The sequence below is a fragment of the Nonomuraea sp. NPDC051298 genome (assembly GCF_055586305.1).
Genome location: NZ_JBVJIM010000014.1, coordinates 1 through 24,789, shown reverse-complemented (window position 1 = coordinate 24,789; position 24,789 = coordinate 1). Strand labels below are relative to the sequence as shown.

The following is a 24,789-nucleotide window of genomic DNA, read 5'->3' as shown; positions in this document are numbered from 1 at the left end:
CGTCAAGAGCCTGGGCGCGTCCCCGTTCCGCCACCCGGACGGGGACGCGCCTCACGTGCGGCCCGCGCCGCCGCCCGTCGGGGACGGGACCGCCGCCTCCGGCCTCGGCACCATCGCCGAGAACTGGTCGTAGAAGTCCACCCTGAGCAGGTAGGCCCGCCGCTCCACCGCGCGGAACCCCTCGGTGTCGCCGTCGCGCGCCAGCAGCTCGCTCAGGCGTACCCCCAGCCGGTCGGAGTGGCTGGCCGACAGCCGCGAGGTGGTCGCCAGCGGATGGGCCTTGGCGTCGTGGATGAGGTGCGGGTAGTAGAAGCAGGAGTGGTTCTTGCCGTCGCGCGTCAGCAGCGGCTCCATCCGGGGCCAGAACCGCTCGTACTCCACCGAGACCAGGATCTCGCCCCAGAAGCGCAGGATCGTCAGCAGGCGCAGATCCGCGTGCTCGGCCCGCCCGGCTTCGGCGATCAGGTCGAGCGTGCCGGTGATGGCGGCCGTCGTCGCCGGGGTCGGCCGGGTGTCGACGAGGGCCTGCCGGGGGACGCCGAGCCTGAGCAGGTCCTCCTTCATGTCCTCGCGATGCGACCGGGTGCGCCCGTGGCTGCCCGGATATTCCTCGCGCAGGATCGTACGGGCGATGCGCAGCCCGCTCTCGTCGGTCAGCAGATCGATCGCCAGGTCGTAGGCCGGGGTGAAGGCCAGCGACAGGAACCGCCGTTGCAGCAGCAGCGCGGCGAAGTCCGCGTCGGGCAGCCGGGGCACCCCGGCGAGCACCGGGTGCCGCTTGAACGCCTCGATGAGGCCGTCCTCGAAGTCGTCGAGCTCTTGCATGGGACCGTCCTTTCAGGCCCGGAGCCGCCGGGGGGCGTCGTTCAGAGGCAGATGTTGTTGACCGACACCTGCCAGTCGCGCAGGTCCACGGGCCGGCTGATCTCCCAGATCTTGTCCAGCTCGTGGCGCACGTCGCGGCCCACCACGGTGCCCGAGCCCGACACCTCGATCTGGCTCGACTTGATGGCGAGCTTGCCGTGCAGGAAGGAGCTGACCAGGTAGTGCTCGTCCACCTGGTGGACGGCGATCGACGGCAGCGAGTTGTAGACGTGCACCTCCAGCAGGCCCGCGTGCTCGCCGAGCCGCGCGTGCATGGCGGAGAAGGCGGCCAGGCACGACTCCACGCTCTCGCGGACGTTCGCCTCGGCGGAGGGCTCGCGGTGCTGGCCCAGGGCCTCGTCACGCAGCAGCGCGACCGGCGAGGCCGGGTGCAGCAGCAGCACCCGCACCCTGACCCGCCTGTGCAGGATCGCCTCCTCCAGCCGCTTCTGGAAGTCCTCCAGGTTGGGGATCCAGGTCTGCAGGATGGCCACTTCCCGGTGCGCCGAGTCGAGCAGCCTGGTGAACACCTCACCGGGGAAGCCGGGATGCACGCGGGCGACGCCTCCGTAGTGGCCGTTGAGGCGGTCGCGGACGATCGCGTCCGTGTCGAGCCGCCGTACCACGTCGTGGATCTGGTCGACCACCCGCAGGCGGCCGAGCTCCAGCAGCAGGTAGACGACCACCGTGCTCAGGATGAGCAGGGTGATCTTGGGTAGTGCGCCGCCCAGGGACACGCTGTCGAGCAACCCCAGGAGACCGGCCAGCGAGATGGCGATGCCCGCGCCCGCCATCACCCACTGCACCGCTCGCTCGGCGATCCGGCTCACGCTCATGAAAGGCTCCCGTCACACGACGACGTTGGCGCGTTCTCGGGTTCGGTGGTGAACGTGCCTCCATCCTGGCGCATCGACCGCGACCGTGCGCGGCTGTTTCATGACCTGGAGTACCGGGGAATTCGTCGGATACGGAGGACAGTGGTGAAGAGGCTGATGGCCCGGCTCTGGCTCGGCATCCGGGGGTCGGTGCAGTGGCGGCTGCTCTACCTGACGCAGGCCAAGTTCATGGTCGGCGTGACCGGCATCGTCCGCGACCGCGAGGGGAACGTGCTGCTGCTGCGGCACCGCTTCTGGCCCCCCGGCCGGCAGTGGGGCCTGCCGAGCGGGGGAGCGAAGCGGGGTGAGACCTTCGAGCAGACGGTCGTCCGCGAGGTCAGGGAGGAGACCGGGCTGGAGGTGCGGGTGGAGGAGCTGGTACGGCTCGGGAGCGGCTTCCGGCTCAGGATAGAGGTCGCCTACGCGGCCGCGTACGAGGGCGGCGGCACGCTGCGGCTGAACCCGATGGAGATCCTCGACGCCCGCTGGTGCGCCCCGGACGACCTCCCGGAGGAGCTGCTGGAGCCGCACCGGCTCCTGATCGAATCGTCGTCTCCCCGGCAGCCGGGCCCCACTTCGCTCAGGTGAGCGGGGCCGCCGTGGCGGAGTGGCCCGCGCCGAGGTGCGCGGTGTCGTTGTAGCCGCGCAGGATCCACCGCTTGTCCGTCAGCACCAGGCGCGACACCGACCCGTTGTCGGCCCCGAGGAACGCGAACGGCCGCGAACCCGTGGCCGCCGCCAGCGCCTCCGCGATCACGCCGCCGTGCGTCACCACCACGATCCGCTGGTCGGGGTGGGCGGCGCCCAGCTTGCCCAGCGCCTCGCGCACCCGGTCGGAGAAGGCCGGGGCGGGCTCCGCGCCGGGGATCACGTCCCAGCGCTCCTCGTCGGACATCCGCCGCGCGATCGGGTGCCCCTCCGCGACCATGCGCCGGAACAGGCCGCCCTCCCAGTCGCCGAGATAGACCTCACGCAGCGACGGCTCCACCACGGGCGTCAGGCCGAGCCGGGCGGCGAGCGGCGCGGCGGTCTGGGACGTGCGGCGCAGCGTGCTCACGTAGATGGCGTCGATGCGCTCGGCACCCAGCCGCAGGGCCAGCCGCTCGGCCTGCTCGCGGCCCTCGGGCGCGAGACCGGGGTCGTCCTGGCCGTCGACCCGCGGGATCGGCCGGTCGGGGCGGACGGGCTCGGACTCGCCGTGCCGCACCAGCAGAATCTCGGCCGCCCCCGGCGGCGTGCGGAAGCGGCTCTGGCGGTATTCGACCGGCTGCTCACTCTCGGACCCCACAATCACCGAACATTACTCGCCTTGCGGCCCGTGGCGAACGCCCGAACACGCGGCGCGTGATCCCTGTGAGTGGAAAGTCCCGGCCCGTCGCCGCCTTCGGGCGGCCGGACGCCCCGGCTGCTTCCCCGCAGCCGGGGCGCTTGGCGGGGTGGGCAATCAATCCCCAGTAGCCTCATACCCAGAAAAATCGAAATATATACATATGTCCGTTTTGTGCTTGCGGGTAAGGGCTGCGCAGGCTCAAGGGGCCCGCCGGTCCCGGCCGTCGCCCGAGGGGGCCGCCCGCCGGTACGTCCAGACGCCGCCCGCCGCCAGCCCCTCGACGAGGCCGTGATCCGGCGACAGCGCGCAGGCCGGGTCGGTACGGCCCGCGTCGCCGGTCAGCGCGTACGCCTGGCACCGGCAGCCGCCGAAGTCCAGCTCCCTGCGCGGGCAGCTCGCGCACGGCTCACGCATCCACCCGGTGCCCCGGTAGGCGTTGAAGGCGGGGGAGTGCTCCCAGATCCAGCCGAGCCGGCGATCGCGGGCGTTGGGCAGCTCCAGCGGCAGGTCGTACGCCGCCGGGCAGGGCAGCACGCGCCCGTCGGGCGCGACGGTGATCGAGATCGCGCCCCAGCCGCCCATACAGGGCTTGGGCACGCCGTCGAAGTAGTCGGGGACCACCCAGATCAGCTCGACCTCCGTCTTCTCCCGATACTCCCGCACGACGGCCTCGGCGCGGGCGAGCTGCTCCCTGGTGGGCAGCAACGCCGACCTGTTGCGCAACCCCCAGCCGTAGAACTGGGTGTTGGCCAGCTCGATGCGCTCGACCCCCCACGCCAGCCCCAGTTCGATGATCTCGGCGATGGCGTCGAGATTGGCCCGGTGCAGCACCACGTTGAGCCCGAGCGGCAGCCCGCTCGCGGTCACCGCCGCCGCGGCCCGCTCCTTCCGCTCGAACGACGCGACCCCCGCGATCCGGTCCGACTCCCCGGCCGTGGCCGACTGGACCGACAGTTGCACGCTGCGCAACCCGGCCGCGGCCAGCTCGTCCACCCTGCGCTCGGTCAGGCCGACGCCGCTGGTGACGAGCTGGGTGTAGACGCCCGCGCGGTCGGCCGCCGAGACGATCTCCGCCAGGTCCCGCCGCAGCAGCGGCTCGCCGCCCGACAGATGGCAGTGCACGACGCCCAGCGCCGCCGCCTCCTGGAGGACGCGCCGCCACTCGGCCGTGGTCAGCTCGCTCGACCTGGCCGCCAGCTCGGTCGGGTTCGAGCAGTACGGGCAGCGCAGCGGGCACGCGTGCGTCAGCTCGGCGAGCATGGCCCAGGGAGCGCCCGCCGCCCGCGCGCCGGTCACCTGAGCCATCCCTCGGCGCGGATCCGTTCGAGGAAGTCCACGACGTCGGGCTCGGCGCCCTCGGGCAGTTCGGCGACGATGTCGGCCACGGTCCGCGCGCCGTCGCACAGGGCGACGACGGCCGCCGCCTCGTCGTTCAGCACGACGATCCGCTCGGGCACGATCAGCAGATCGGCCCCGCGTACGGGGTCGTGGCGGAGCACGGCCGAGCGCGCCAGCGCCGGGCGCCAGGCCGTCGCCTCGCTCACCGGTACGCCCCGTCCACCGCGTCGAGCAGGGCCCACAGCAGGTCGCACTTGTAGGTGAGCGCCGCGACGGCCCTGTCCCGGTCGGCCCTGGTCGTGGCCCAGCCGAGCACCAGGGCCAGGGCCTCGCCGCTGTCCTGGCGGCCCTGGCCGACGCGCACCTGGAAGTACCGCAGGCCCTCCGGGGCTATCCACGGGTAGTGCCGTTCGAAGGCGGCGATGCGCGTCCGCATGAGGTCGGGCGCGAACAGCTCGGTCAGCGACGCCGCGACGGCCTCCAGCGCGGAGCCGTGGCGGCACAGGTTCACGTAGCCGTCGACGGCCAGCCGCACGCCGGGGAGCACGCCCTCGCCCGACAGCAGCAGCGACCGCTCCAGACCGGCCGCCTCGCCCAGGCGCAGCCACCGCTCGATGCCGCCCTCGCCGTCCGCGGTGCCGTCGTGGTCCTGGATCCGGCGCAACCACGCCCTGCGCAGCTCGGGCGTGGCCAGCTTGGCCAGGATGAGCGCGTCCTTGACCGGGATGTGGCGCTGGTAGTGGAAGCGGTTGAGTATCCAGCCGCGCAGCTCGTCACGGGTCAGCTCGCCCGCGTGCATGCGCTGGTTGAAGGGGTGCAGGTGGTGGTAGCGCTTCTCCGGTACGGCACGCAGCTCGGACTCGAAACCGTTCACAGGTCGATCACCATCCCGTCGGCGGCCACCTCGATCCCCAGCTCGGCGAGCGCCTTGTGCTGCTCGGCCGCCGGGTCCACGAGGGGGTTGGTGTTGTTGAGGTGGGTGTAGAGCCGGCGGCCTGGCAGGCGGGAGAGCCGTTCCATGGTCGCCTCGATCGGCAGGTGGCCCATCTGGGTGGCGGTCCTGGTGGAGATCCCGGTGCGGCGCGGCTCCTCGTCGTCCCAGAACGTGCCGTCGACGATCACGCACGCGGCCCGCAGGAACGCCTCGTCCAGCTCGTCCGGCCACACACCCATGGCGGGCGCGTACACCAGCGGGCCCAGGCGCAGCGCGGACACCCAGCCAGGGGCCTCGGGGGAGCCGGCGGCGTACCGGGGGCGCTTGCCGGAGACCGGGATCGTGTCGGCGTCGGCCCAGCTCAGCTCCACGTAGTCGCGCAGGAGGTCGGCGAAGGGGCGCAGCGCCTGCCGTACGACCGGGGTGGAGCGCACCTCCAGTGCCGCGGCCTCCCTGAGCCTGAGCAGGCCGATCGTGTGGTCGAGTTCGGCGTCGGTGAGGATCACGCCCTTGAGCGGCGACTCGCGGGGGCCCGGTCCCGGGCGCAGGAACGCGCACGACTCGATCTGGTCGGCGAGGTCGGGTGTGGCGTTGACGACGTACGCGCCGTCGGCGAGCTGGACGGCCAGGCTGGCGTGACGCCGTCGGCGGCCCGGATGGGCGCGTGCCCCGGAGCAGCCGGGGCACGCGCAGTTCCACTGGGGCACGCCGCCACCGGCCGCGGTGCCGAGCACCTGCAGGCGCATGGCGGCCCCCGGTTACCTGGTGGCCAGGAAGTACGCGGACATCTCCATGGCGGCCTCGACGACCTGGTAGTCGGGCTTGTGCCAGGTCGTCTCCTCGCCGCGGCCCTTGGCCTTGCGCTCGTGGATCCTGCGGGGCTGTGCCTTTCCCCGTGTCTTTCCCTGATCCTTGGGCTGGGACATGAGCACCTGCCTTCCGTTCGGGGTATTACCACCGATATGACCGTGAGGTGAGGCCATAGTCAATGCCCGAGGTCGGAGCTATGGTGCGGATTTTCCGTAAATTTCGACCTTTGTGGCGCGTGGTGCGCCCTTCATCCGATGTCTGCCCGAAGCCGCCGCCGATCCACAGGTCAGGCCGGAGTGTTCGGCCTCTGCGCTCTCAGCAGGTGACGGTCTTCTCGTACTTCGCGAATGCCGCCTGGGGTACGAACGCCCAGAATCTCCGCTGGTTGTTCTTCATCGTGAAGCACCAACTGTCCTTGCCCCGCTTGACGAGGACCTTCACCTTCATCGTCTTGCCGCACCTGTTCGTCAGCATGACTCCCTGACGGATGAGCAGCTTGCGGTGGACGCAGGAAGGTGCCGTACCGGCCGACGTCACGGCACCGGCCTGCGCGGGCGCCGCGTGGGCCGTGCCCGCGGGCGCCAGGGCCAGGGTGAGGGCCGCCGAGGCGATGGCGGCGGCCGCGGAGGTCGTGCGTGTTCTCATCATGGGAGCGGTCTCCTCGCTTTCGTCAGCACCACGGCGACAGGAGGCAGTAGAAGTACCTCTTGTGGTTCCAGAGCAGGGCGCGGATGGTCCTGGGGAGCTGGTTGAACGCCTCGGAGTAGCGGTTCCACCCCTTCTTGGCGGCGTTCTCGAGCTTCGAGAACACCCACCCGCCGCCCGCCTTCATCACGGCGTGGCAGGCCAGCCGCGCCTTCCAGTTCTTGACCTTGCCGCACGAGAACTTCTGGCTCGCCGCCGCCTCCCGCACCACCATGACGTTGACGTGCGCGGACGGTGTCACCGTGGCCGCCGCGGCCGGCGTCGTGGTGGACAGGGTGATGACCGCGGTGCCCGCGGCCAGGACCAGTCCCGCCTTCTGACGCAGATTCATGCTTGTCACCCTTCTTCCCCGTGTCCGGCGACCCTCTGCCGCCGGACCGGCGCGCCACCGCGCGAACGCGGGCCCCGCGCGGCTCCCGCCGCTGTCCGATGGCCCGCGTGGCCTGCGGAGAGGCTGCGCGTGGCGCTCGACCCGCCACCCCAAGGCGGGTGCTTTCCGGTTGCGGCCAGCATCTCCCGGCCTCGGAGCGATGTCGTTGGCACGGAGCGCACACCTCTTACCACCACGCGCACACGTACGCCCGCCCGAACGGGCAGCGCGGCGCCTACCGGCCCTTGACCGTGCTCCGTCCCGTCAGCTCCACCGGCTCACCGCCGAGCGCCAGACCCTGAACGGCCAGGAACTCCGCACCCGCCAGCCCCACCGAGGCGTGCCCGGTCACGCCCTGTTCGAGCAGGGCACGGGACACCATGGCGGCTCCCCGGTGCAGCGGTGGCCGCCAGCCTGCGCCGCGTACGGTCCAGATGCCCGGCCTGCCGAACACGCCCCTCTCCAGCGACCGCAGCCACCCGGGCAGGTCGGCAGCGGCGCAGGGCGTGTAGAGCTGCGGGCACAGCAGCAGCGTGATCCGCTCCCGCAGCGAGTGGGCCGGGTGGTCGGCCTCGACGAGCAGGTCCTCCGCCGTGACCCGCAGGGACGGCTCCGCGCCCGGCGTCCTGGTCACGGTGAGACGGGTGCCGGGCGGGAGGCGGACGTCGCCGGGCACCGGCAGCGGCTCGGCCCATCGAGACGCCCACCGGCGGCCGAGCTCGGCCATCAGCGTCTCGTACGCGCGGGCGAGGTCGCCGAGCGAACGGAGTGGCAGCGTCGCCGGCCCCCGCGGGCCGAACAAACGCGCGAGGTCGTCCACGAGCCGTGCGCTCTGCCCGTGGAGGGAAAGCGTCTCGTGCCCCCACCCGGTGACCCTCAGCCGGTAAGCGTCCGAGCCGATCGTGCCGCTGACCTCGACCGGCCGGGGATACCTCGCGCGCCCGCCGCCCGGATCGTCCTCGGGCGGCGCCGTGCCGAGCAGCCCGGCGAGCGTGCCGAGCACCCGGCGGAGATCCCCGCCGTCGCGCAGCGTCGCGGGCAGCGGCCAGCCCGGCATACGCGCACCGGGTGCGCACACCGTGATCCAGTCGGTCGTGGAGCGGTCGCGCGGGGTCGCCCGCAGGGACCACTGGTCCGGCGAGCGGACCGTGAGGCCCACCTCCAGCACGTCGTCATCGGCGAGGTCGGACACCAGGGCGTCGATCGTACGGGGGTGGGTGTGGCTGATCCGCTGATCGTAGGGGCGGCCGTTCGGCGGACCGCCGTGGCGCGGCGTCCTCTCCCCGCCGCGCCGCACCGAGAACCCCTCGGGTGACACGGCGAACCGGTCGAAGACCCCGGCCAGCCAGTCACCGAGGTCTCCGGCCCCGGGCCGCCAGCTCAACCGCTCCACCCGGCCTCCCGCCTTCCGCGATCACCGTACCCTCCAGCGGGCGGCCGGGCGTTGCCCGTGGTGGCGTACGTCCTGGGGTGCACGCTGTCCGGTGGTGGTCAGTTCGCGGCCTTGACTGGCACGGGGAGTTGCTGTGCTATGGCAACAGGTACCGCCGCACTCCCCTGAAGCCCCCTCAGCCGTGGAGGTTCGGATGGCCGAGCCGTCGGATCACGCGGAGACCTCCGCGGAAGGCATCGATCTGGAGCTCGGCGAGTTCGACCTCAGCTCGGTCGGGGAGCTCGAAGGCACGGTGCTCGGGCAGATACTGACGGAGCTGTACCCGCACGAGATGGCCTCCGGCGAACTCGGGCAGATCTTCAGCTCCCACAGCCGGCACAGCAGGCACAGCGCATTCAGCTCGCACAGCCGCCACAGCGCGTTCAGCGCCTTCAGCGCGCACAGTCAGCACAGCCAGCACAGCGCGTTCAGCTCGTTCGACTCCTTCAGCTCGTTCAGTTCCTTCAGCTCGTTCGACTCGTTCAGTTCTTTCAGCTCGTTCAGCTCGCACAGTTCGTGGTCCGGACGTGTCTGAGGCCGAGCCGTTCGGGGAGTCGTTCAGGGAGCCGTTCAAGTCGTACATCTGCAAGGTGGCCTCGCGCTGCAACCTCGACTGCGACTACTGCTACGTCTACCACCACGCCGACCAGTCCTGGCGCGGGCAGCCGCACCGGATGTCGCTGGAGACGGCCGCCCGGCTGGGGCAGCGGATCAACGAGCACGCCCTGACCCACGGCCTGCCGCAGGCCGACGTCATCCTGCACGGCGGTGAGCCGCTGCTGCTCGGCGTGGACTACCTGCGGCAACTGTTCGAGACGGTCACCCGGCACGCGCCCGACGTGCGCATCCGGTGGAACGGGCAGACGAACGGAGTGCTGTACACCGAGCAGGTCCTCGCGTTCTGCCAGGAGTGGGACCTGTCCTTCGGGCTCAGCATGGACGGCCCCCGCTCCGTCCAGGACCTGCACCGGCTCGACCACGCGGGCCGCTCGTCGTTCGAGGCCGTGGAACGGTCGATCGCGCTGTTACGCACGGCTCCCCGGCTGTGGGGCGGCATCCTCGCGGTCGTCGACCTCGCGGCGGACCCGCTGGAGACGTACTCCTACTTCCGCTCGCTCGACCCGCCGTCGGTCGACTTCCTGCTGCCGCTCGGCCACCACGACCGCAGGCCGCCGGGCAAGGACTCTCCCGACACCACGCCGTACGCCGACTGGCTGCTGCCGATCTTCGACGTCTGGTACGCCGAGAAGCCCCAGCCGATCAGGATCCGGCGCTTCCGCGACATCATCGCGCTCTTCCTGGGCGCGACGCAGAGCTCGGAGGAGTGGGGCCTGCAGCCGGTCGACTTCGTCGTCGTGGAGACCAACGGCGAGATCCAGGCCGTGGACACGCTCAAAGTCACCCATCCGGGCGCCTGCGACCTCGGCATGAACGTGTTCGAGCACAGCTTCGACGACGCGCTGACCTCGCCCAAGGTCCGGGCGCGGCAGGACGCGTGGGCGACGCTCAGCGACACCTGCCGGGCCTGCGACCTGGTACGCATCTGCGGCGGCGGCTACTTCCCGCAGCGCTACTCGCGCCGCAACGGGTTCGCCAACCCCTCGGTGTACTGCGCGGACCTGATGAAGCTGATCCGCACGATCGTCGGCACCGTCCGTACCGACCTGAAGAAGGTGGCCAGGCGCGAAGGAGGAGCGCGGTGACTCCACGGCTCGACGCGACGACGATCGCGAAGTTCGCCAGGCCCGGCGGGTGGACCGACACCACCAGGGCCGTGTTCGCCGCGCGCTACCTGAACACCCTCGTCGGGGTGCGGCGCCTGGCGGAGTCGCTGCCTGAGCCCGTGCTGGCCGCGTCCGGGTTCCCGGGCTGCCTGGCCGCGCTGACCGCCGCGCCGGCGTCCGTCCAGCGGCGCGTGCTCGGCCATCCCAGCGCCGCGTTCTGGGTGGACGTCGCCTGGGACCTGGTACGCCGCCGCGCCCACGAACGCTTCCCCGACGTGCACCTCATCCCCCACCTGCGGGAGTTCGCCCGGCTGGCCTGCGCGGCGCTGTACCTGACGGGCCGCGGGCAGCTCGACGCGGACGTCCGCGCCGACCCGCGCGGCCGGGTCAGCCTGCCCGGCGCGGGCCTGACGCTGGCCGCCGGGCCGCCGCGCGGCCGCGTCCGGCTCGCGGTCAAGGACGGGACGTTCGCCGGGGACCCGCCGCTGTCGCGGGTGCCGACGGTGTCCGGCGGCATCGAGCTCAACTGGCTCGACTTCGACCTGCGGCTCGGCGGGCGCGCCGACTTCTCCTTCGCCGACCTGGACGAGGCCGCGGCGGCGCGCTGGCTGGAGACCATGGAGGAGCACCTGCGCCTGATCGCCCGGGTGTCCGAGCCGCTGGCCGAGGAGGTACGCGGCGGCGTCGGCGTGATCGTCCCGGTCTGCTCGCCCGACGAGCGGCGGCACCTGAGCGGCAGCTTCCGCGAGGCGCCCGGCCTCGTCGCGCTCTCCCTGGGCAGCCCGCTGCAGACCGCCGAGGCCCTCGTGCACGAGTACGGCCACCAGAAGCTCAACGCGATCATGACGCTCGCCCCGCTGATCGTCGAGGACACCGGCGAGCCCCTGCACTACTCGCCCTGGCGGGACGACCCCCGGCCGCTCAGCGGCCTGCTGCACGCGGTGTTCAGCTTCGCGACGGCCGCGCATTTCCACCGGGGCCTGCTCGACCTGCCCGACGCGGGCGGGCTGGAGCCCGCGGAGGTCGTGGGCCGCGCCTACCGGACCGTCCGCCAGATCCACGCGGGAGTCGACGGCCTGCGCGAGCACGCCGTCCTGTCGCCGCTCGGCGAGGCGTTCGTGGCGGAGATCGCCGCGTGGGCCGGGGAGTGCGCCGAGGGGCTGCCGTCGCCCCCGCCCGCCGAACGCCGCCGCATCGACGCCGACCTCGCGGCCCACCGGGACCGCTGGGACGAGCGCAACCCGCCCTCGCCTGTCCTCGACGTGCCCGCGCCCGTGCTGCCCGACCCGGCGGCGGCCGGGATCCTGCGCGCGCTCGGCCTGCCGGAGAACTGGGTGCTCGACGGCGTGGTACGCCGCTGGTATCCAGGGGACTCGCTGCTGGAGGCCGCGCGGGCGCTCCCGGAGGAGGCCGAGCCGCCCTTCGTCCCGCCCGGCACGTCGCTGACCGCGGACCTGGCCGCCGCGCACGTGGCGTACGTACGCGGCGACTACCGGACGGCCGCCGAGCGCTACGCCTCCTGCGTGCGGCTGGATCCGCGCAGCCCGTACCTGTGGCAGTGCTACGCCTTCGCGCTGCGCCACCTGGGACGGCGGGAGGAGGCCCTGCACCTGCTCACCCGGACCGAGAGCCTGATGGCCGAGGCCGCCCGGCCCTCCGTCGAACGGGACCTCCGGCCGTCTGCGGAGCCGATCCTCGTGCTGCCGTCCGAGCCGCCGGCCGTCGTCCGGCCGGTGCACCTGCCGGTGCCCGCGCCGGTGGAGGCCGAGCTGCGCGGCAGCCCGTACTGGAACTTCGTCGCGGCGACGCTCGCGGGCGCCCAACTGCCGACCCTCATCGCGGTGGCCCACGGACTCAAACCCGCGATGGACGCGTGGATCCCCGTGGACGGCTGGCACCCGTTCCTCGCCCTCGTCGCAGAACTCGGCCTGGAATACCACGTCGACGCCTGCTTCGACCGGTTCTCGCCGCAGCTCGCACAGGTGCCGCCGAACATGCTCACCACCACCCGCGCCGCCTTCGCCCCCGTGCTGACCGAGGGCACCGAGGCGCACGTCTTCCTCGCCCGCGACCCCGCCGCGCTGGACCGGGTGGTCGCCGCCGGCTGGTATCCGCTGATCGTGAACGGCAAGGTCGTCAACAAGCACCGGGCGGACCACGACAAGTTCGGCGACGCCCTCGGCTATCCGCGCTGCTGCCAGGACTTCTTCCGCGCCCGCAACAACTGGCACGACGACAACACCTACTACGCGGCGCTCCGCAACACCTCCGGCGAGCCGTCCGCGCTGTGCAACCCGTTCGTGCGGCACCGGGTGCACGGGCTCATCGCGTACATGCCGTGCTCGTACACGTGCGCCGCCACCACGCGGTACGCCGGGCGGCTGCGCGACGTCATCCGCGCCGAACTGCCCGGGTACGCCGCCGAGATCGGGCGCGAGAGCGCCAAACCGCTGCTGTGCGTCTCGGAGCTGCGCATGTACGGCTTCACCGGCGAGACCGTGACCCGCTCCGCGGACACCGTGACCATCGCCTACGACGGCGTCGAGTCCCTCTATCCCATCGAGCACACCGACCCCCTGGCCGGCCTGCTCGCCTCCGGCAACCGGTGCACGCTCGACGGCAACATCCTGCACGTCCGCCGCGACGACGAGTACCTGGACTCCTATGAGGCGCGCAACGACCGGCACGGGCCTGAGTGCCCCTTCGTCATCTCGTTCTGACAGCCGTCCTGCGGCGGCGGTTCTTCGGCGGCGGTTCTTCGGCGGCGTCGCGCGAACCGGTGAGCGTGCCGCCTCCTGGGGCCGGTGAGTCCTGTCGCGGGTCACAGTTGCGTTCACGGGGACGGTGGAGGGACCGGATCCCGTTTTCCGCCACCGGACAGGGGCACGGTTCCTGAAGAGACACACTGCCCCTGAACCGCCAGCGGTCGTCGCCGGCTCCAGGCCCGCGCTGACCGCTCCCTGGAAAGGACCGCGATGTCCAAGGCAGCGTCAGTTCTCCGGCTCCGTGTGCCCGCCCGCCCGGCCGTCCCCCAACCCGCCCCGCCATCAGCCGCCTGTGTCGACCCAGCCGTCGACCCAGTCGTAGACCCAGCCGTCGACCCAGCCTCGCGGACGGCGCCGGGTATGCGCCTCATCCGGGTGTCGGCCGCCCCGGCGACCGGCAGGCCGTCACTGACGACCGGCGACGCGGTGGCCTGACCAGGGGCCTGGCGCGTGCGTGCGGGGCCCGGCGGTCGCCGGGCCCCGCACGGGACCACCTGTGTCGTCCGCGGCCGCTTGCCCGGTGCCGCGACCCGGCGACTGGCCGAAGGGGATTCCGTCGAAGGTGCCGGACAGGGCCGGCCGGGTGGAGAACGCCGTCCAGGTGAGCGCCACCTCGTGGACGCGTCCGCCGGTCTCGGCCGTGAGGGTCGCGGTGGCGCGGCCGTCCTGGGTGAGGGTGATCGGGCCGCTGACTCGCAGGTCGCGCACGAACCGTACCCCGTCGAGCGTGATGTCCTGACCGAAGGTGACCTGGCCGCCGCGCAGCCCCGGCTCGTTCTTCCGCCCGAAGTAGTAGAAGGCGTGCGGATTGCGGCGGGCGGTGGCGTCGGCGGCGGTGGCGAAGGCGGCCGCGAGGATCCGCCGCCGGCCGGGGCTGAGCTTGCCCGCCGGGTGCGGCGCCACGTCCCCGAGCTTCTGCGGGAACGCGCCGACGGCGCGGTAGTTCTCGCCGGTGCATTCCTGGTCGGCCACCCGCTTGGTGGTCAGGAACGTACGCAGCATGCCGCGCACGCATTCACCCAGCGGCGACGGGAACAGGGACTGTGCGTGGATCCCGAACGGGATCCGGATGACGGTCGCGTTCGGGAAGACCCGAAGCGAACGCTCCACCTCCGCGGGGCGTTCGACGTCGAAGTCCCCTGCCACGACCAGGACAGGAATGTCGGGCAGCGCCTGTCCGGGCGGGCGTGGCGGGCTGTGCCGCGGGGTCGGCCAGTTGACGCACCACTCCTGGCCGGCCACCGCCTCCGTGGGGAAGATGTCGGCGGGCTCGAAGGGCGCCATCGGGCGTTCCCGCTCGTAGTACCGCTCGGCCTGCGCCTGACGTTCGGCCGCCGATGCCAGCCGGTCGAAGGGGAAGGAACCGTCGCCGCAGCGAAAGGCCAGATACCCCGCGAGCCACGGAGGATCGAACGTCGGGATGGTCTTGGGGGTCAGCCGGGCCAGGCGGCGTAGTGGGGCCGGATCGCCGTCGAGGTAGGCGTGCGCGGCCGCGACGTTCTCCCGGCCGAGCACCGCTTCGGCGGGCTCGCGTAGCGTGAGCGCTTGGTGCGGTGTCACCTCCGGGTCGGGCTGCTTTCGCAGCCGCTCCACCAGCCTCGTCCAGATGCCGGAGGCCGTGCCCGGCAGCGCGTCGCAGGCCCTCGACTGCTCGCAGACGAGATCGAGGTAGTCGAGGCGAGCGTCGAACCCCTGCTCCGCGTACCCGTCGCGACCGATGACCAGCGAACTGTCCACGAAGATCGCGTCCAGGCTGTTCGGGTACCGGGCCGCGTACGCCTGGGCGTACAGGGTGCCGTAGGAGTTGCCGTAGTAGCTCAGCTTGCCCAGGCCGAGCGCTCGCCGTACCGCGTCGAGGTCGTGCGAAGCCTGGTCGGCGGTGAAGTACGCGCCCCGCGCACCCACGCTCTCAGCACAGGCGGCGACGGTCGCCGGCTTGAAGGGGTCGGCTCCCGGGCACGACAGCGGCGAGGACTGTCCTAGCCCCCGAGGATCCATGACCAGGAGGTTCTTCCGGTCGAGGACCGGCCCGAGCGCTTGCTGGATCGCTGGTGTCTCCGGCAGCGCCGGTTGCGGCCCGCCGCGGTTGGCCGCCACCGTGCCGTCGGCGTTCTTGGCCGGGATGAAGGTGAAGGCGACGGAGATGCGTTCTGAGGAGGGGTTCGCCCAATCAAGGGGGACCTCGACGGTGCCGTCGCAGCGTGTGGTCGCGGTCGCGCACTCATGCAGAGGGGGAGGGGACGGTGCGCCGGGCAACAGGGCGGCGGCCAGTACGGGTCCCAGGATTTTTGCGATCATGCTGACAGCTTCGTCTCCCGCGCACCGGATTTCTTCGGCCGGTCGGAGGGTTCCCCCCTGGGAGCCTGCTCCCAGACCCTGCTCAGCCTCCCAGGCCCGCTCAGCCTCCCAGGCCCGCTCAGCCTCCCAGGCCCGCTCAGCCTCCCAGGCCCGCTCAGCCTCCCAGGCCCGCTCAGCGGACGGTCCGTACGTCCTCGGGCAGCGTCGGGGTGGGCCAGTCGGGGTGCCGGGGTGGCGTCCAGTCGTGGGCGAAGGGGCCCTGGCGGGTCTCGATCAGCCCGATGACCTCCTGGCGGGCTTCGGCGACCCGGTGGTGGACGTCGTCGCCGATCAGGCCGAGGCGTCGGCCGTGCCGGTACTCGTCCTCGTCCTTCCAGCGGTGGCGGGAGAGGTCCGGCTCGACGAGGAGGTCGAGCAGCAGGTCGAAGGTGTCGATGCCCAGGTGGGGCCCAGTTCCCACCTGCCCGAGGCCAGCTCCGCGAGCGTGCGGTCGCGGTGGGTGCGGCCGTTGCGGAAGGAGCGGATCCACGTGGTGGACATCAGGCCGCGCAGCCCCGGCCAGCCGGCCACCACGAGGTGCTCGTCGGTGTCCTGGAGGACGCGGTAGGGGACCGCCGTCCAGACCTTGCCCTGCCAGACATGGCGTCGGACGGCTGTCTCGCCCGGCGTGAAGCGCTTGCGGTCGGTGGTCATTCCTTGATGTTGTCCGCCGGACGTCACTTCGCGCCACCGGCCCACGACGGGGGTCAGTAGCTGGGCGGGGTGGTGGCGATGAGGTAGGTCGCCGGTTCGTCGCCCGGGTTCAGGTAGCGGTGCGGCAGCGACGAGTCGAAGTAGCAGGCGTCGCCCGTCTCCAGGAGGTGCTCCACCCCCGACACCTCCACGACGAGCCGTCCCCGCAGCACGACCACGCACTCCTCCGACGGGTGCGACCACGGCTCGGCGGCCGAGGAGCCGCCCGGCGCCAGGTGGCCCTCCAGCACCTCCAGCCGCCCGTGCCCGGGGGAGACGCGGGTGTAGGCGACCCCGCCGGTCGGGGATCTGACCAGCATGCGGTTGTCCTGCCGGACCACGGCGACGGCGGCCCCGTCGGGTTCCTGGAAGAGGCTGAACAGCGGCAGGTCCAGCACCTTCGCGATCTTCCTGAGCGTCTCCAGGCTCGGGTCCGCGAGGTCGCGCTCGACCTGGCTGATGAGTCCGCTCGACACGCCCGCCGCCGCGGCGAGCCGGGCGAGGGTGAGCCCGCGCGCGGTACGGAGCTCCCGGATCCTGGCGCCGATCATCCGCAGATCCTATCGGTATTAATGGTGTTAAATCCGTATTGACCTGGTTAAAGGTCGGCCGATAGTGTGCCCGAAATGTCGCACCTGTTGGACGCCTCCCCCTTCCTGGACGCCACCCAGTTCCGGGCCGAGTTCCCCTCGCTGGCCGACTCCGTCCACCTGGCCAGTTGCAGCCAGGGCGCCCTGTCGTCGCGGCTGGCGTACGCGCTGCAGGAGATCGGCCACTCGCTGCGTGACAGGGGCGCACCATGGGAGACGTGGATGGAGCAGGTCGGCCAGGCCCGCGCGCGCTTCGCCCGGCTCATCGGCGCCGACCCGGGCGAGGTGGCCGTGCTGTCCTGCGCGTCGGAGGCCGCCTTCCAGACCGCGTCGTCGTTCGACTGGTCGCGCCGCCCCGGCATCGTCACCACCGACCTGGAGTTCCCGTCGATCGCGCACGTGTGGCTGGCGCAGCGGCAGCGCGGCGCCCGGGTACGGGTGAGCGCCGACACCGGCGAGCACGTCGCCGCCGAGGACTACGAACGGGTCATCGACGAGAGCGTCAACCTGGTGTCCGTGCCGCTGCACAGCTACCGCAACGGCGCCCGCCTGCCCGTCGAGGACGTCGTGGCGCTGGCGCATGAGCGGGGCGCGCGGGTGTTCGTGGACGCCTACCAGGCCACCGGCGTCATGCCGGTCGACGTGCGCCGCCTCGGGTGCGACTACCTGGCCTCCGGGTCGCTCAAGTACCTGCTCGGCCTGCCCGGCCTCGCCTTCCTCTACGTCCGCGGCAGCATGGAGCACCAGCGCGAGCCCGAGCTGACCGGCTGGTTCGGCCGTACGCGGCCGTTCGCGTTCGACCCCCGGCTGCTCGACTTCCCCGGCGACGCCCGCCGCTTCGAGACCGGCACCCCGTCCATCCCGTCCGCGTACGCGGCCAACGCCGGGTTCGACCTCATCGAGCGCGTCGACCCGTACGCCGTGCGCGACCACGTGTCGGCCCTGGTCGAGGAGCTGGCCGAGCGGCTGACGGCGGACGGCGAGCGGGTGGCGAGCCCGGCCGGGGCGCGCGGCCCCCAGGTCGCCATCGCCGACGACGCCCCCGACGCGCTGGCCGCCAGGCTGGCCGAGCGCCGCATCTGGACCGCGCCGCGTGGCGACCTGCTGCGGCTGTCCCTGCACTACTACAACGACCGGTCCGACGTGGACGCGGCCGTCGAAGCCATCAGGGCCTGCCGCAGGACCTGACCACCCCCCGAGAGGTCTCGCGTGGACACCAGCGTCGACAACGAATCCGGACTGCAACGCCGGTTGACCGGCCGCCAGTTGACCATGATCGGGCTGGGCGGCGCGATCGGCACCGGGCTGTTCCTCGGCTCCAGCCTGGCGATCTCCCAGGCGGGCCCGGCGACCATCGTCGCGTACGTCATCTGCGCGGGCGTGGCCCTGGTCATCGGCTGGTCGCTGGCCGAGATGGTGGTGGTCCATCCGGAGGCGGGCGCCTTCGGCGTCATCGCGCACCGCTACCTGGGGCCGTGGGCGGGGTTCGTGGTCCGCTGGACGTACTGGACGATCCAGGTCATCGCCATCGGCGGCGAGGTCATCGCGGCCGGGATCTACGTGCAGTTCTGGTGGCCGTCGCTGCCGCTGTGGGCGCCGGTCACCGTCTTCTCGATCGTGGTGCTGATCACGAACGCCGCCGTGGTGCGGCTGTTCGGCGAGATCGAGTACTGGTTCGCGATGATCAAGGTGGTGGCCATCGTCGTGTTCGTCCTGCTCGGCGTGGTGCTCATCACCGTGGGCCTGCCCGGCGCGGAGTCCACGGGCGTCTCGAACCTCACGGCGCACGGCGGGTTCCTGCCCAACGGGATGAGCGGGCTGTTCCTGGCCATGGTGTTCGTGCTGTTCAGCTATATCGGCACCGAGGTCGTCTCGGTCACCGCCGCCGAGTCCGAGAACCCCGGGCGCGACATCCCGCGGGCCGCCCGCCGCATGGTCACCCGCCTGGCGCTCTTCTACGTGCTGGCCATCGCGGTCGTCCTCACCGTGGTCCCGTGGACCGTGACCGCCGAGGGCGGTTCCGTCACCGAGAGCCCGTTCGTCCGCGTGTTCGCGGCGGCCGGGATCCCCGCCGCGGCGACCGTCATGAACTTCGTGGTGCTGACCGCCGCGCTCTCCAGCGCGAACACGAACCTCTACCTGACCACCAGGATGATGCACTCCCTCGCCGCCAACCGGTACGCCCCCGCCTGGACCGGCCGCCTCAGCCGCTCCGGCGTGCCGCGCAACGCGCTCGCCCTGTCGGCGCTCGGCCTGGCGCTGGCCGCCGGGGTGTCGGCGGTCGGCGAGAGCGGGGCGTACCTGGCGCTGTTCGGGGTGTCGGTGTTCGGGGCGCTGGTGGTGTGGCTGCTGATCCTGCTCACCCACCAGGCGTTCCGCCGCAAGCGCGCGGCCCAGGGGCTGCCGCCGTCGCCGGTGCGGCTCTGGGGCGCGCCGGTGACGTCCGTCGCGGTCATGCTGCTGCTGGCCGCCGTGCTGGTCTCGACGCTGTTCATCGAGCCGCTGCGGCCGGCGTGGTGGGCGGGGGTGCCGTTCTTCGTGGTCGTCAGCGTGGTGTATTTCGCGATGGCCCGCCGCGAACGCGCGCGGCGGGCCGGTCGCCTCGGTCAGCGGTGAGCTGCGTGCCGTAGCTTGTCGGGGTTGGCCACCCGGCGGAACGCCGTGATGCGCCCGCCGTCGATCTCCACCGTGTCGATCCAGCGCAGCTCGCCGGCCCGGTAGGTCGCCAGGGCGGGCTCCCCGTTCACCTCGACCAGCTCCGCCCGGTCGCCGGGACGGTGCACGCCGATCGCGGCCAGCAGGCGGGCCACGCGCTCCGCACCGCGTATCGGGGTGCGCGACGCGGTCGCCTTCCCGCCGCCGTCGGCGACGTACTCCACGTCGGGGGCCAGCAGCTCCACCAGCCGCGCGAAGTCGCCCGCCTCGGAGGCGGCCCGGAACGCCCGCAGCACCCGCTCCCGCTCGGCCCGGCTCGCCGGCGGGCCCGCCTGCGCCGCCGCGGCCACCCGCTGCCGCGCCCGCGAGGCCAGCTTGCGACAGGCCGCCGACGTCCTGTCGAGCACCCCCGCGATCTGCTCGAACGGCAGCTCGAAGACGTCATGCAGGACGAACGCCACCCGCTCGGGCGGCGTCAGCTCCCGCATCACCAGCAGCATCGCCGTGCTCACCGACTCGTCCACCAGCACCCGGTCGGCGGTGTCGGGGCCGGTCAGCAGCGGCTCGGGCAGCCACGGCCCGACGTAGCCGTCCTTGCGCACGCGGGCCGAGCCGAGCACGTTGTACGAGGTCCGCGCCGCGACCGTGACCAGCCACGCCCGCAGGTCCACCACGTCGTCCAGATCGGAGGCCGCGGCCCGCAGCCACACGTCCTGCACCACGTCCTCGGCCTCCGCCACGCTGCCGAGCAGACGATAGGCGGCGCCGAAGACGGCAGGTCTGTGTTGTTCCCACTCCGCGTCCAGCCGCGGCCTCCGATCAACCCTCACACCTTCACCAACCGCCACAGGGCCGCCCGTTGTTCCGGGCGGGGCTCCCGGGTGCGCCTATCGGGGGTCTGACGCCGCGGCGAGCAGGCGGTGGGCGAAGGTGGCGCACGAGGCCCGGAAGTCCGCGGACTCGACGATGGTGAAGTCGGCGTCCAGGAACGCGAGATTGAGCACGAGCCACTCCCAGGAGTCGAGCCAGAGATCGACCCGGGTCTCCCGGTCGCCGACGCCCTCGATCTGGGCGTCCTGGTGCTTCAGCGCGTCGGCGACCTCGCGCGGCCCCGCCCGTACGTCGAGCCGGACCCGCCGGCGGTCCGCGTTCATGCCCTGGCGCAGGTACGACAGGGCGGTGTCGGCCGGCAGCCGCCGGGCGTCGTGACGTACGCCGGTGCGTACGAGGTCATCGAGGCGGTCGATGCGGAACACCCGCCAGTCGCCCCGGTCCAGATCCCAGCCCAGCAGGTACCAGCGCAGATGCAGGTGGACCTGCCGATGCGGCTCCACCCGCCGCCGGCTCGCCGCCCCGTGCCGGTCCACGTAGTCGAACGAGACGTTCTCCCGCTCGCCGATCGCCTCGGCGAGGGCGGCCACGACCTCGGCGTTCACGCCGGGGGAGCGCTGCTGCCCGGTCTCCAGCCCCGCGCGCAGCGCGGCCGCGCGCGGGCGGAGCCTGGCCGGGAGGAACTGGTCGAGCTTGCCGTAGGCGCGGGTGGCCGCGTCGTCGAGCGAGCCGTCCTCGTCGGAGCGGACGGCGGCGAGCGTGGCGAGACCGAGCAGCACCGCGATCGCCTCGTCGTCGTCGAGGACGAGCGGCGGCATCGTCCGGCCCGCCACCAGCCGGTAGAACCCGCCGGGGCCGGGCTGCGTCTCCACGGGATACCCGTAGCCCCGCAGCCGCTCGACGTCGCGGCGGACGGTACGCGGGCTCACGGCCAGCCGGGAGGCCAGCTCCTCCCCGCTGAAAGGGCGGCCCGTCTGCAAGGTCGACAGCAGGGCCAGCATGCGTTCTGTCACATCGGCCATGACTCCATCATGCGCCTAATTACGGTCAGGATCCGGCCACATCTGCCCCTACGGTCAGGGACATGGTGCAGCGCAGTATCTCCATCAAGGGAGCCCGTACGAACAACCTCCGCTCTTTGGACGTGGAGATCCCCCGCGGCCGCCTCGTCGTCTTCGCCGGCCTGTCGGGGTCGGGCAAGTCGTCGCTGGTCTTCGACACGATCGCGGCGGAGGCCGGTTACCAGCTCAACGACACCTTCCCGCCGTTCGTCAGGAACCGGCTGCCGAAGTGGACGCGTCCGGACGTGGAGCACATCGAGGGGCTCTCCCCGGTCGTGGTGATCGACCAGCGGCGCATCGGCGGCAACGCGCGCTCGACGGTCGGCACGATCACCGACACCTGGAGCTACCTGAGGCTGGTGTTCTCGCGGCTCGGCGAGCCCTTCGTGGGCGAGTCCAACCACTTCTCCTTCAACGACCCCGCCGGGATGTGCCCGACGTGCTCGGGGCTGGGCGAGGTCGTGGCCTCGGCCGTGGACCGGTTCCTCGACCTGGACAAGTCGCTGAAGCAGGGCGCGATCACCCTGCCCGGCTTCGGCAACGGCGGCTACTGGTACGCGCAGTACGCCGACATCGGCGTCTTCGACCCGGACACGCCGCTGCGCGACTGGAGCCAGGACGAGCGCGAGGCCCTGCTCCACGGCGGCGAGGCGGCGGCCAGGCTGGGGCGCAGACCGTCCAAGGAGTACGAGGGAGTCGTCCAGCGGTTCGAGCGCATCTACCTCCACACCGCCGACAACCTGTCGGAACGCAAGATGGAGGCGGTCCGCCGGTTCACCAGCTCCGAGGTCTGCCCCGACTGTGGCGGCGACCGGCTCAACGAGCGGTCCCGCTCCGCCACGGTGCTGGGGCACACGATCGGCGAGCTGTCCCGCCTGGAGGTCACCGAACTGGCCGAACTCGTCCGGCGGATCGACTCGCCGCACGTCGCCCCCGCCGTGGCCGCGCTCGGCTCCAGGCTCGACGCGATGGACGCCATCGGCCTGGGCTACCTCACCCTGGCCCGCGCGACCACGACGCTCTCGGGCGGCGAGTCCCAGCGCGTCAAGATCGTGAAACACCTCGGCTCCAGCCTCACCGAGATGATCTACGTGTTCGACGAGCCCACGGTCGGGCTCCATCCCACCGACATCGAGTCCGTGACCCGGCTGCTCGGACGGCTGCGCGACAGCGGGAACAGCGTGCTCGTCGTCGAGCACGACCCCGCCGTGATGGCGGTCGCCGACCAGATCATCGAGATCGGCCCCGGCGCCGGATCCGACGGGGGCAGCCTGGTCTTCCAGGGCGCCTTCGAGGACCTCGAACAGGCCGGCACCCACACCGGCCGCGCGCTCTCCCCACGGCGGGCGGTCGTACGGACCCCGCGCCCGGCCAAGGGGGCGCTGCGGATCGAAAACGCGACCCGCAACAACCTACGGGGCGTCACCGTGGACGTGCCCATCGGCGTGATGACCGTGCTCACCGGCGTCGCCGGCTCGGGGAAGTCCAGCCTCGCCGCCGAACTGGCCGAGCGGCACGACGTCACCGTGATCGACCAGCGGCCGGTCAGCACCAGCCGCCGGTCCACGCCCATCACCTACACGGGCATCGCACCGGCCATCCGCAAGCTGTTCGCCCGGCACAACGGCGTGCCCGCCGCCCTGTTCAGCGCGAACTCGGAGGGAGCCTGCCCCGAGTGCAAGGGCCTCGGGATCATCTACACCGACCTGGCCTTCATGGACGGCCAGGAGGTCGTCTGCGAGACCTGCCAGGGGCGGCGCTTCACCCCCGCCGTGCTCGCCCACACCGTCGCGGGGCTGTCCATCGCCGACGTCGACGCCCTCTCCGTCGACCAGGCCGTCGAGGCCCTGTCCGACCGGGGCATCGCCAAGGCGCTGCGGCACCTGTCGCGGGTCGGCCTCGGCTACTTCGGGCTGGGCCAGTCGCTCAGCACGCTCTCGGGGGGCGAGTGCCAGCGCGTGAAGATCGCCAAGGAGCTGCGCGACACCGAGCGGCCCACCACGTACCTGATGGACGAGCCCACGACCGGCCTGCACCCCAGCGACATCGGCACCCTGCTCCGCGTGCTGGACACGCTCTCCGAGCAGGGGCACACCGTGGTGGTGATCGAGCACAACCTTGACGTCATCCGGCACGCCGACTGGCTGATCGACCTGGGGCCCGGGCCCGGCAAGCACGGCGGGACCGTCCTGTACGAAGGCCACGTCCCCGACTACGCGCCCGGCAGGGGCACGGCGACGGCGCGCGCCCTCGCCGCCGGTCCTGCCGGGCGGGTCTCGGTGCTCCCCGGGAATCACCGCCTCCGCGAGAAGCCGCCCGCTCGCCTCGTCGCCTCGGAGCTGCACGGGGCGACGGTCACGATCCATCCGGACGACGCCCGCCAAGGCAAACGTTGAACGTTTGGCGTCCCCGGGAGGAGGAGATGAGCATCGCCATGGAGTCAGTCGGCAAGACGAGCTATCGCCAGATCGCCACCCGACTTGGTCAAGACATCGTCGAAGGTGTCTATCCGCCCGGAACCCTGCTTCCCGCCGAGCCCGAGCTCGCCGATCGCTTTGGCGTGTCCCGCAGCCTGGTCAACCGCGCTTTGGCCGTACTCGCTGCCGAGGGCAAGGTGAGAGCTCGGCAAGGTAGCGGCACCCGCGTCCGGTCCCCCTGACCTAGGACGACACACACGAGCGAGGAGCACATGACCGTCTCAGCGAGGAACGACGCCGCAGAAAGCCGGCTTCCATCGGTCAGCCGCTTTCCTGCCTACGTCTACAACCTCACGGACCTGCGAGACCACGTCGCCGAGGTCAAGGAGGCGCTCGGCGACATCGAGCTGTACTACGCCGTCAAAGCCAACCCCGACCCCGAACTACTGCGTGTCCTTGACGAGTACGTCGACGGCTTCGAGGTGGCCTCAGGCGGTGAGCTGTCGCATGTGCGGCGGCTCTTCCCGGACAAGGCCGTCGCCCTGGGCGGGCCAGGCAAGACCGACGAGGAACTGCTCAGCAGCGGCATCACTCGCCTTCACGTCGAGAGCATCGGCGAGTTGGAGCGATTGATCGCCTCTGGCCGCCACGCCGACATTCTTCTGCGGTCGAACCTCGATCTCCCCGTTGAAGGAGCCAGCCTCGCCATGGGGGGCGGCGCCACACCGTTCGGCATGGATCCGGCCATGGTGACCGAGTGCATGTCGCTCATAGCCGCGCAAGACTCCGTACGCCTGTGCGGCATCCACGCCCATCTCGCCAGCGGCCTTGATGCACCCCGCATGCTCCAACTGGCCGCCGAGATTCTGGCGTACGCCCGCCGCCTAGATGATTGATGCCAAGGGGGATGGCTACGGTTAGTGGTCGTAGGCGATCAGGGATCGCTTGATCGGCTGGCCGGTTTTGTCGTTGAGCCAGATCACAGCGGTCAGCGCGAGGATGCGGGTCAGCACTCGGATGATCACGCCGGCATGGGTCCGGCCGCCGTGGCGTTCCAG

At 71.9% G+C, this 24,789-nt stretch carries 25 protein-coding genes and 1 pseudogene; 9 read left to right on the top strand and 17 right to left on the bottom strand.

Annotated elements, in window-relative coordinates:
* Window positions 1-51: 51 nt before the first annotated feature.
* Entirely contained in the window at window positions 52-825 is a 774-nt protein-coding gene (locus tag ACZ6S0_RS33155; RefSeq protein WP_465923250.1) for a hypothetical protein, read from the bottom strand.
* Between the two features lie 41 nt (window positions 826-866).
* Entirely contained in the window at window positions 867-1,700 is an 834-nt protein-coding gene (locus tag ACZ6S0_RS33150) for a hypothetical protein (RefSeq protein ID WP_465923249.1), read from the bottom strand.
* A gap of 144 nt (window positions 1,701-1,844) precedes the next feature.
* On the opposite strand from ACZ6S0_RS33150, the gene ACZ6S0_RS33145 reads away from it, so the two are divergent.
* A complete protein-coding gene (locus ACZ6S0_RS33145; protein WP_465923248.1) occupies window positions 1,845-2,327 on the top strand; it encodes an NUDIX domain-containing protein in 483 nt (160 codons plus the stop codon).
* Here the strand turns inward: ACZ6S0_RS33145 and ACZ6S0_RS33140 are convergent.
* The 9 genes from ACZ6S0_RS33140 to ACZ6S0_RS33100 form a co-directional block, all read right to left on the bottom strand.
* On the bottom strand, window positions 2,320-3,027 hold the full coding sequence (locus tag ACZ6S0_RS33140; protein ID WP_465923247.1) for a histidine phosphatase family protein: 708 nt from the start codon (window positions 3,025-3,027) through the stop codon (window positions 2,320-2,322). The genes ACZ6S0_RS33145 and ACZ6S0_RS33140 overlap by 8 nt on opposite strands.
* A 240-nt stretch (window positions 3,028-3,267) precedes the next feature.
* Window positions 3,268-4,365, bottom strand: coding sequence for a pyrroloquinoline quinone biosynthesis protein PqqE (gene pqqE, locus ACZ6S0_RS33135; protein ID WP_465923246.1), 1,098 nt, complete (start codon window positions 4,363-4,365; stop codon window positions 3,268-3,270).
* Window positions 4,362-4,613 (bottom strand): pyrroloquinoline quinone biosynthesis peptide chaperone PqqD, encoded by a 252-nt coding sequence (gene pqqD / locus ACZ6S0_RS33130; protein ID WP_465923245.1) that lies wholly within the window; start codon window positions 4,611-4,613, stop codon window positions 4,362-4,364. The genes pqqE and pqqD overlap by 4 nt, the downstream gene beginning before the upstream one ends.
* The gene (gene pqqC, locus ACZ6S0_RS33125) at window positions 4,610-5,281 is read right to left on the bottom strand and encodes a pyrroloquinoline-quinone synthase PqqC (protein WP_465923244.1); all 672 of its coding nucleotides are present in this window, start codon (window positions 5,279-5,281) and stop codon (window positions 4,610-4,612) included. Before pqqC ends, pqqD begins: the two co-directional genes overlap by 4 nt.
* Complete coding sequence (pqqB, locus tag ACZ6S0_RS33120; protein WP_465923243.1) at window positions 5,278-6,087, bottom strand: pyrroloquinoline quinone biosynthesis protein PqqB; 810 nt, start codon at window positions 6,085-6,087, stop codon at window positions 5,278-5,280. Before pqqB ends, pqqC begins: the two co-directional genes overlap by 4 nt.
* Before the next feature lie 12 nt (window positions 6,088-6,099).
* The gene (locus ACZ6S0_RS33115) at window positions 6,100-6,267 is read right to left on the bottom strand and encodes a hypothetical protein (RefSeq protein WP_465923242.1); all 168 of its coding nucleotides are present in this window, start codon (window positions 6,265-6,267) and stop codon (window positions 6,100-6,102) included.
* Between the two features lie 199 nt (window positions 6,268-6,466).
* On the bottom strand, window positions 6,467-6,799 hold the full coding sequence (locus ACZ6S0_RS33110) for a hypothetical protein (protein ID WP_465923241.1): 333 nt from the start codon (window positions 6,797-6,799) through the stop codon (window positions 6,467-6,469).
* A 22-nt stretch (window positions 6,800-6,821) separates the two neighbouring features.
* Window positions 6,822-7,187, bottom strand: coding sequence for a hypothetical protein (locus ACZ6S0_RS33105; protein ID WP_465923240.1), 366 nt, complete (start codon window positions 7,185-7,187; stop codon window positions 6,822-6,824).
* A gap of 274 nt (window positions 7,188-7,461) precedes the next feature.
* Complete coding sequence (locus tag ACZ6S0_RS33100; RefSeq protein WP_465923239.1) at window positions 7,462-8,619, bottom strand: hypothetical protein; 1,158 nt, start codon at window positions 8,617-8,619, stop codon at window positions 7,462-7,464.
* A gap of 193 nt (window positions 8,620-8,812) precedes the next feature.
* Between ACZ6S0_RS33100 and ACZ6S0_RS33095 the strand changes: the two genes are divergently transcribed.
* Genes ACZ6S0_RS33095 through ACZ6S0_RS33085 form a run of 3 tightly spaced genes read left to right on the top strand, consistent with a single transcriptional unit; the run spans window position 8,813 to window position 13,102 of the window.
* Complete coding sequence (locus ACZ6S0_RS33095) at window positions 8,813-9,193, top strand: hypothetical protein (protein WP_344873001.1); 381 nt, start codon at window positions 8,813-8,815, stop codon at window positions 9,191-9,193.
* Complete coding sequence (locus tag ACZ6S0_RS33090; protein ID WP_465923238.1) at window positions 9,186-10,361, top strand: FxsB family cyclophane-forming radical SAM/SPASM peptide maturase; 1,176 nt, start codon at window positions 9,186-9,188, stop codon at window positions 10,359-10,361. Before ACZ6S0_RS33095 ends, ACZ6S0_RS33090 begins: the two co-directional genes overlap by 8 nt.
* Window positions 10,358-13,102 carry an aKG-HExxH-type peptide beta-hydroxylase gene (locus ACZ6S0_RS33085; RefSeq protein ID WP_465923237.1) on the top strand — a complete coding sequence of 915 codons (2,745 nt, stop codon included), beginning with the start codon at window positions 10,358-10,360 and terminating at the stop codon, window positions 13,100-13,102. Before ACZ6S0_RS33090 ends, ACZ6S0_RS33085 begins: the two co-directional genes overlap by 4 nt.
* A gap of 450 nt (window positions 13,103-13,552) precedes the next feature.
* Here the strand turns inward: ACZ6S0_RS33085 and ACZ6S0_RS33080 are convergent, their stop codons facing one another.
* The 3 genes from ACZ6S0_RS33080 to ACZ6S0_RS33070 form a co-directional block, all read right to left on the bottom strand.
* Window positions 13,553-15,445, bottom strand: a complete 1,893-nt coding sequence (locus ACZ6S0_RS33080) for an alpha/beta fold hydrolase (RefSeq protein WP_465923236.1) — start codon at window positions 15,443-15,445, stop codon at window positions 13,553-13,555.
* Window positions 15,446-15,617: 172 nt separating this feature from the next.
* Window positions 15,618-15,905, bottom strand: coding sequence for a DUF402 domain-containing protein (locus ACZ6S0_RS33075; RefSeq protein ID WP_465923235.1), 288 nt, complete (start codon window positions 15,903-15,905; stop codon window positions 15,618-15,620).
* A gap of 286 nt (window positions 15,906-16,191) precedes the next feature.
* Window positions 16,192-16,728 (bottom strand): helix-turn-helix domain-containing protein, encoded by a 537-nt coding sequence (locus ACZ6S0_RS33070; protein WP_465923234.1) that lies wholly within the window; start codon window positions 16,726-16,728, stop codon window positions 16,192-16,194.
* A gap of 75 nt (window positions 16,729-16,803) precedes the next feature.
* Between ACZ6S0_RS33070 and ACZ6S0_RS33065 the strand changes: the two genes are divergently transcribed.
* Both ACZ6S0_RS33065 and ACZ6S0_RS33060 read left to right on the top strand, forming a co-directional pair.
* Window positions 16,804-17,955, top strand: coding sequence for an aminotransferase class V-fold PLP-dependent enzyme (locus ACZ6S0_RS33065; RefSeq protein ID WP_465923233.1), 1,152 nt, complete (start codon window positions 16,804-16,806; stop codon window positions 17,953-17,955).
* Between the two features lie 21 nt (window positions 17,956-17,976).
* Window positions 17,977-19,383: an amino acid permease gene (locus ACZ6S0_RS33060; RefSeq protein ID WP_465923232.1), complete on the top strand. Its 1,407-nt coding sequence runs from the start codon at window positions 17,977-17,979 to the stop codon at window positions 19,381-19,383.
* Here ACZ6S0_RS33060 and sigJ read toward each other — a convergent pair.
* Both sigJ and ACZ6S0_RS33050 read right to left on the bottom strand, forming a co-directional pair.
* The gene (sigJ, locus tag ACZ6S0_RS33055) at window positions 19,374-20,252 is read right to left on the bottom strand and encodes an RNA polymerase sigma factor SigJ (protein ID WP_465923231.1); all 879 of its coding nucleotides are present in this window, start codon (window positions 20,250-20,252) and stop codon (window positions 19,374-19,376) included. The genes ACZ6S0_RS33060 and sigJ overlap by 10 nt on opposite strands.
* Window positions 20,253-20,309: 57 nt before the next feature.
* Complete coding sequence (locus tag ACZ6S0_RS33050; RefSeq protein WP_465923230.1) at window positions 20,310-21,275, bottom strand: helix-turn-helix transcriptional regulator; 966 nt, start codon at window positions 21,273-21,275, stop codon at window positions 20,310-20,312.
* 62 nt (window positions 21,276-21,337) lie between these two features.
* Here ACZ6S0_RS33050 and ACZ6S0_RS33045 point away from each other — a divergent pair, with 62 nt between their 5' ends.
* Genes ACZ6S0_RS33045 through ACZ6S0_RS33035 form a run of 3 tightly spaced genes read left to right on the top strand, consistent with a single transcriptional unit; the run spans window position 21,338 to window position 24,627 of the window.
* The gene (locus ACZ6S0_RS33045) at window positions 21,338-23,710 is read left to right on the top strand and encodes an ATP-binding cassette domain-containing protein (RefSeq protein ID WP_465923229.1); all 2,373 of its coding nucleotides are present in this window, start codon (window positions 21,338-21,340) and stop codon (window positions 23,708-23,710) included.
* Between the two features lie 26 nt (window positions 23,711-23,736).
* A complete protein-coding gene (locus ACZ6S0_RS33040; RefSeq protein WP_465923228.1) occupies window positions 23,737-23,973 on the top strand; it encodes a GntR family transcriptional regulator in 237 nt (78 codons plus the stop codon).
* 30 nt (window positions 23,974-24,003) lie between these two features.
* Complete coding sequence (locus ACZ6S0_RS33035; protein ID WP_465923227.1) at window positions 24,004-24,627, top strand: alanine racemase; 624 nt, start codon at window positions 24,004-24,006, stop codon at window positions 24,625-24,627.
* 21 nt (window positions 24,628-24,648) lie between these two features.
* Here ACZ6S0_RS33035 and ACZ6S0_RS33030 read toward each other — a convergent pair.
* A pseudogene (locus ACZ6S0_RS33030) lies at window positions 24,649-24,789 on the bottom strand (IS982 family transposase); the annotation flags it as partial.